This is a genomic window from uncultured Mucilaginibacter sp. (assembly GCF_903913935.1).
GTDB lineage: Bacteria > Bacteroidota > Bacteroidia > Sphingobacteriales > Sphingobacteriaceae > Mucilaginibacter.
The window spans coordinates 1-6,455 of record NZ_CAIWNH010000169.1; the positions used below are offsets into that span (position 1 = coordinate 1).

Here is a 6,455-nt window from a genome sequence, read left to right on the forward strand (position 1 = left end):
GATCAGCCTTAACCTTTTATCTACACCTAAATTTTCTTTAGCGATGTTTAAAAACGTTTCATCATTATCAATAGAAATCAATGTCGATTTTTCATCCATCCCATCCAAAATCCAGGTTGTCGACAAGCCTGTACCTGTTCCCAGTTCCAAAAACTTACCACCCGGCTTTGTAGCCGCCAGCGTCTTCAACAACGAACAAGTGAGCACCTCCGACGGCATGGTAAAACCATTGGCTTCGGTAGCTTCTTTGATCGCGTTGTACGCTAATGGGTATTTTTGTTTTATTTCTTCTAACATCGGCCCCCCAGCCCCCTAAAGGGGGAGTTTAAGTCCCAAACCCTTAAGCAAGGGACTATAATTCTTTATTAATGTATTATTTAATTCTTTATTACACCAGCATCACCACCACGCTTCCCCCTTTAGGGGGTCAGGGGGCTCACATACTAAACACTTTCTGTCCCTGGTTTAAATATTCGTTTTCTATCACGTCTTCACCTGGTTCAAGCCTTTCAAACTCACGCAATTTTGAGTTAAAGCCTTCGCTATCTTTAATAATTGCCACACGTGCGCTACGTACAAACTCTATCAAGCCAAAAGGCTGCAAAATACTGATCAGGTTATCTGTTTCTTCGCGGTGACCGGTCGTTTCAAACACGGTGTAGTCCTTGCGGATAACTACTGCACGGGCGCCATTCTCGCGCAATAAACGCTCAACACTTACCTTTTCGGCAATTACATCTGTAGATACCTTATACAAGGCCAGTTCCTGCCAGATCACATCCGCATTGGTATGGTAATATACTTTCAATACTTCCACCTGCTTTTCAATCTGGCGGCAAAGTTTACGTACCACATCTTCTGATTCAGTGATCACGATGTTAAACCGGTGGATGCTTTCGATCTCCGAAGGAGACGTATTCAAGCTGTCGATATTGATTTTGCGGCGCGTAAAAATGATCGCGATCCGGTTCAAAAGCCCTATCTGGTTTTCGGTGTAAACTGTTATGTTAAATTCCTGCTTTTCCATTTTAATATTTTTTTAAATTCCTCTTGCCTCACCCTGCCCTCTCCAAAGGAGAGGGTTCTGAATCCCTATCCCTTCTTAAAGTCCTCTCCTTTGGAGAGGATTATTCACATTGACGATTGTTTTTTATCGGTGTGAATGATAGCTTCGCTGTTTAGGTGAGGCTTGGGGGCTATTTTAACCTGATCTCACTTACGCTGCATCCCTGTGGTACCATCGGGAATACATTATTTTCCTTGGTTACCATTACTTCAAGCAGGTACGCACCTTTACTTTCCATCATTTCCTTTAATGCCGGCTGCAAGTCGGCCCTGTCTGAAATGCATTTACCGCCAATGCCATATGCGGCGGCGACTGCAACAAAATCAGGACTCTGGATATCTACAAATGAATACCTGCGTTCGTTAAACAGTTCCTGCCATTGGCGCACCATGCCCAGGAAACGGTTGTTCAATATGATGATCTTGATATCCACCTTGCTTTGCATCACGGTGCCCAGCTCCTGTAAGGTCATCTGGAAACCACCGTCGCCGATAATGGCGATCACATCGCGCTCCTGTGCGCCAAATTTAGCGCCGATAGCTGCCGGCAAAGCAAAACCCATCGTGCCCAAACCACCGCTGGTAATATTGCTTCGTGTTTTGTTCAGGTTGGCATAGCGGCAGGCCACCATCTGGTGCTGGCCCACATCGGTTACAATCACCGCGTCACCTTTGGTAAGTTCATTCAGTTGTTTGATCACCTCGCCCATTGTCATTTCGTCCGAGGTGGGGTTTAGTTCATCATGAATAACCGCTTCAATTTCCTGGCGGGTAAACTCTTTAAACCTGTCGTGCCATTCAGTAAGTACTTTACGCTCTATCAATTCAGTAAGCATCGGCAATGTCTCTTTACAATCGCCCCAAACAGGCACGGTTGATTTTACGTTTTTGTCGATCTCGGCAGGGTCAATATCCAAATGGATCACCTTGGCTTGTTTGGCATATTTATCAAGGCGACCCGTAACACGGTCGTCAAAGCGCATGCCTATCGCGATTAATACATCGCACTCATTGGTTAACACGTTAGGGCCGTAATTGCCGTGCATACCCAGCATACCCACGTTTAAGGGGTGATCTGTAGGGATAGCGCCAGCACCTAAAATGGTCCAGGCTGCTGGGATACCGCTTTTTTCAACAAATGTTTTAAATTCCTGCTCAGCACTGCCTAAAATCACGCCCTGGCCCCAAATGATGAAGGGCTTTTTAGCCTGGTTGATCAGCTCAGCGGCCTGCTGAATGTATTGCGGGCGAACAATGGGTTTCGGCCTGTAACTCCGGATATGGTTGCAAGGGGTATAACCTTCGTAATTAAATTTCTGGATCTGCGCGTTTTTGGTAATGTCGATCAAAACCGGTCCCGGCCTGCCACTTTTAGCGATATAGAAAGCCTTGGCGATCACTTCAGGGATTTCAGTGGCATCAGTTACCTGGTAGTTCCATTTGGTTACCGGAGTGGTGATGTTGATCACATCTGTTTCCTGGAAAGCATCGGTGCCTAATAAGTGTGCAAATACCTGGCCGGTGATGCAAACCAATGGGGTACTGTCTATCTGTGCATCAGCTAAACCGGTTACCAAATTTGTTGCACCCGGGCCGCTGGTAGCGAATACGACGCCCACTTTGCCTGAAGTGCGGGCATAACCCTGGCCAGCGTGAATTCCTCCCTGCTCATGGCGGACCAAAATATGGTTCAGCTTTTCATTATAATCATATAAAGCGTCGTAAATGGGCATGATAGCACCACCCGGATACCCGAAAATGGTATCCACCCCTTCAATGATCAAAGCCTCCAATAATGCCTGCGATCCTGATAACTCTATAGCTGGTGATTTCACCGATTGCTCTGCGATTTCACCGATTGTAACGGTTTGTGTCTCCACTGTATTTATTTTTTGGGATTTCACCGATTTAAAAAAGTGATTTCACCGATTAATATTAGTCGTTTGTTATTGGGTCATGGTAACTGCTTAAACCTTTCAGCTTTCGCCTTTTACCTTTCACCTTCCTTATTCGTCCGTAACACAACCTTCTGCGGCGGTGGTAACGGTTTTTGCATATTTATATAAAACACCCTTGGTTACCTTTAATGCAGGCTGGATCCATTGTGCTTTCCGGCTAGCGAATTCCTCGTCGCTGATCATTACATTAATGGTGCGGTTGATCGCATCAATAAAGATCCGGTCGTTATCCTTAACAAAGGCGATACCACCCCCGTCATATGCTTCGGGAGTGATGTGACCGACGACGAAGCCGTGGGTACCACCGGAAAATCTACCGTCAGTAATTAACGCTACCGAACTTCCCAAACCAGCACCAAATATGGCGGAGGTGGGTTTCAGCATCTCGGGCATACCCGGTGCGCCTTTTGGCCCAACGTTGCGGATCACCACCACATCGCCTGCTTTAACCCGGCCGCTTTGAATGCCATGGATCAGTTCAAACTCACCGTCAAATACACGGGCGGGGCCTTCAAAGCTGGTACCTTCCTTGCCTGTTATTTTGGCTACGCTGCCACCTTCGGCTATATTGCCGTATAAAATTTGCAGGTGACCGGTTGCCTTGATCGGATTTTCAATAGGGCGGATAATTTTTTGTATTTCAAATTCCAGGTCGGGTACATCCTGCAGGTTTTCGCCAACGGTTTTGCCGGTAACGGTTAAGCAATGGCTGTGCAGCCAGCTTTGGTCCATGCAATATTTCATCACAGCAGGTACGCCGCCAATTTTATGCAGGTCCTCCATCATGTATTTCCCGCTTGGCTTCATATCCGCCAACACCGGAATGCGGTTGCTGATGGCCTGGAAATCATCCTGCGTTAGTTTTATGCCAACGCTTTTTGCCATGGCTATTAAGTGCAGCACAGCATTGGTTGAACCACCCAAAACCATAATTACCACAATGGCGTTTTCAAACGCTTCGCGGGTCATAATGTCTGAGGGTTTGATGTCCTTTTCTAATAAGATCTTTATCGCTTTTCCGGCTGCTAAACACTCCGCATTTTTTTCGTCGCTGATGGCCGGGTTTGATGAGGAGTAAGGCAAGCTCATGCCTAAAGCTTCGATAGCGGCAGCCATGGTATTGGCCGTATAAATACCACCGCAGGCGCCTGCACCAGGGCATGAATGTTTGATAATTTCTTTAAAATCGATGTCGTCTATCTGCCCGGCAATTTTTTTACCCAGGGCCTCAAATGCCGATATAATATTTAAGTCTTCACCTTTATAATGGCCCGGCTTTATTGTGCCGCCGTATACCATTATTGATGGCCTGTTTAAACGGCCCATCGCCATAACTGAACCCGGCATGTTTTTATCACAGCCCGGGATGGTGATCAGCCCGTCATAATATTGCCCGCCAACAACTGCTTCAATGGAATCAGCAATGATATCGCGGCTCACCAGCGAATAGCGCATCCCTTCGGTGCCGTTGCTCATGCCATCGCTAACGCCAATGGTGTGGAAAACCAAACCTACCATATCCTCTTCCCAGATGCCCTGTTTAACCAGTTTGGCCAGATCATTAAGGTGCATATTGCAGGTATTACCATCATAACCCATACTGGCCACGCCAACCTGCGCTTTTTGCATGTCGTCGTCGGTAAGGCCGATGCCGTAAAGCATGGCCTGTGCGGCAGGCTGGGTAGGGTCCTGCGTGAAAGTTTTACTGTAGCGGTTTAACTCCGTTGCCTGTATGGTATCGTTAGATGTACTCATTTTATAATGCTGTATCAGCTGTATTTAGTAAAAGAATCTTTATAAAACCTTTTGGTCGCCGGGTTTTATAAATTGGTCTTCGTAAGTTAGATATAGCGAAAAGGAATAGCAAGGATTTAATCAGAAATCTTCAATTGGTATTTAATTCTGTATTATTGTTTAAAATCAATATAAAAGTACGTATAAATAACAATTAAACGAATATAATATTTTACAATTTATACCAAAGTTCAAAACGGTATTCGGTATTGTTTTTATGCATGCATAGCAAAGTGTTCGTTTTCTGCCTGAAATGGGGATTGGGGTGGGAAAAGTTGCCAAAAATTGGCGTTATCGGTGTGGCTTGGCAGTCGCCTGGCCGCCATGCTTTTTTTGTCTGAACTATGATTCGTATGATTAAAGGATGGGTAGGATTTTTGTTGGCGGAATGACGTAAGCGTTATTAGATTATATCGCCTACCCCACCTGCTTCTTATAATCCCTCCGCCAGTCGAAATAACCCGCAGGGCGGGGATGACATAGATGCCGTACATAATGGCGGTAAGTTCGAGTTGTTTGAAAATGTAGCTGCCTTGCGAGGTGCGTTTATTTCATAAGCCACCCATTATGCAGCTACAGCATTCCCGGGCAGCATTCCCGGGGTTAAAAACCGACGCCCCGAAATTGCAAAAAAGTGTAAACCCTGTGTTTTTACAATTAATTGATTATCAAATAATTAAATAAATTTTAAATAAAATACTGTAAACCTTATGTAAACCATAATCGGGATAAAAACACGGGGGTGGGCTTTATTTTCTACCCCACCTGCCTCTTATATTCCCTCCGCCAGTCAAAATAACCCCATAGGGCGAGGATGACATAAACGCCATACATTATGGCAGTGAGTTCGAGGTGCTTGAAAATGAAGATGCCGATGTAAATAATATTGACAAAAATCCAGATCAGCCAGTTTTCTAAAACTTTTCGGGCTAAAAATACCCGGCCCACCAGGCTGCATGCGGCGCAAAAGCTATCCAGGAAAGGAAAAGATGCGGGTGTATATTTTAAAAGTGAGCCTAAAATGAAAGTGAAGATGACAACGGCGATAGCAGCATAAATAAGCTCCGTTTTTGTGACGATTAAAACAGGTGTTTTTTCTTCTTCATCGGGCTTCTGGCTCCAATAGTACCAACCGTAGATGTTCATAAGCATAAAATAAACCTGCAGGCCCATATCAGCATACAAATGCGCTTTAAAAAAAATGAAAATGAAAATGCCTACGCTTACAATAGCAATGGGCCAGTTCCAGATATTATTGATGGCCGCCAATGCCACGCACAAAAGCCCGGTGACAACGCCGATAATTTCGAGCCAGGTTTGCTGGTGTAACCAATCTTGCAGGAAGTAAATCATATATCTTGCCCAAATATAGATAAAGTTTTATAACAGAACATGTTCGGGATGTTGTATTGAAAATTCGTTCAAAATACGTAGGGGCGACCCTTGTGGTCGCCCTTAAACACGGGATATGTATTCATCGTTCAAAATACGTAACGGGGACCCTTGTGGTCGCCCTTAAACACGGGATATATCATCATCGTTCAAAACACGTAACGGGGACCCTTGTGGTCGCCCTTAAACACGGGATAGATCATCATCGCGCAAATCCCGTAGGGGCGACCCTTGTGGTCGCCCTTA

6 protein-coding genes are annotated in these 6,455 nt (G+C 45.3%); 1 reads left to right on the plus strand and 5 read right to left on the minus strand.

Translation table 11 applies throughout. From position 1 onward, the window contains the following. The 5 genes from QZY09_RS06355 to pnuC form a co-directional block, all read right to left on the minus strand. On the minus strand, positions 1 to 297 hold a 297-nt coding region (locus QZY09_RS06355; RefSeq protein WP_367119174.1), incomplete at its 3' end, for an O-methyltransferase. 139 nt (positions 298 to 436) lie between these two features. After that, positions 437 to 1,027 (minus strand): acetolactate synthase small subunit, encoded by a 591-nt coding sequence (gene ilvN / locus QZY09_RS06360; protein WP_295669733.1) that lies wholly within the window; start codon positions 1,025 to 1,027, stop codon positions 437 to 439. A gap of 169 nt (positions 1,028 to 1,196) precedes the next feature. Next, positions 1,197 to 2,900, minus strand: coding sequence for a biosynthetic-type acetolactate synthase large subunit (gene ilvB, locus QZY09_RS06365; protein WP_295669746.1), 1,704 nt, complete (start codon positions 2,898 to 2,900; stop codon positions 1,197 to 1,199). Between the two features lie 171 nt (positions 2,901 to 3,071). Next, on the minus strand, positions 3,072 to 4,778 hold the full coding sequence (ilvD, locus tag QZY09_RS06370; protein ID WP_295669737.1) for a dihydroxy-acid dehydratase: 1,707 nt from the start codon (positions 4,776 to 4,778) through the stop codon (positions 3,072 to 3,074). A 795-nt stretch (positions 4,779 to 5,573) separates the two neighbouring features. Then, the gene (pnuC, locus tag QZY09_RS06375; protein WP_295669740.1) at positions 5,574 to 6,170 is read right to left on the minus strand and encodes a nicotinamide riboside transporter PnuC; all 597 of its coding nucleotides are present in this window, start codon (positions 6,168 to 6,170) and stop codon (positions 5,574 to 5,576) included. Positions 6,171 to 6,226: 56 nt separating this feature from the next. On the opposite strand from pnuC, the gene QZY09_RS06380 reads away from it, so the two are divergent. Continuing rightward, a partial coding sequence (locus tag QZY09_RS06380; protein WP_295669743.1) for a hypothetical protein occupies positions 6,227 to 6,455 on the plus strand: 229 nt, incomplete at its 3' end.

What these genes read in the sequence shown, in the direction of transcription:
- ilvN (WP_295669733.1), bottom strand. Translation starts at nt 1,027, where the DNA reads ATGGAAAAGCAGGAATTTAACATAACAGTTTACACCGAAAACCAGATA.
- ilvD (WP_295669737.1), bottom strand. Translation starts at nt 4,778, where the DNA reads ATGAGTACATCTAACGATACCATACAGGCAACGGAGTTAAACCGCTAC.
- pnuC (WP_295669740.1), bottom strand. Translation starts at nt 6,170, where the DNA reads ATGATTTACTTCCTGCAAGATTGGTTACACCAGCAAACCTGGCTCGAA.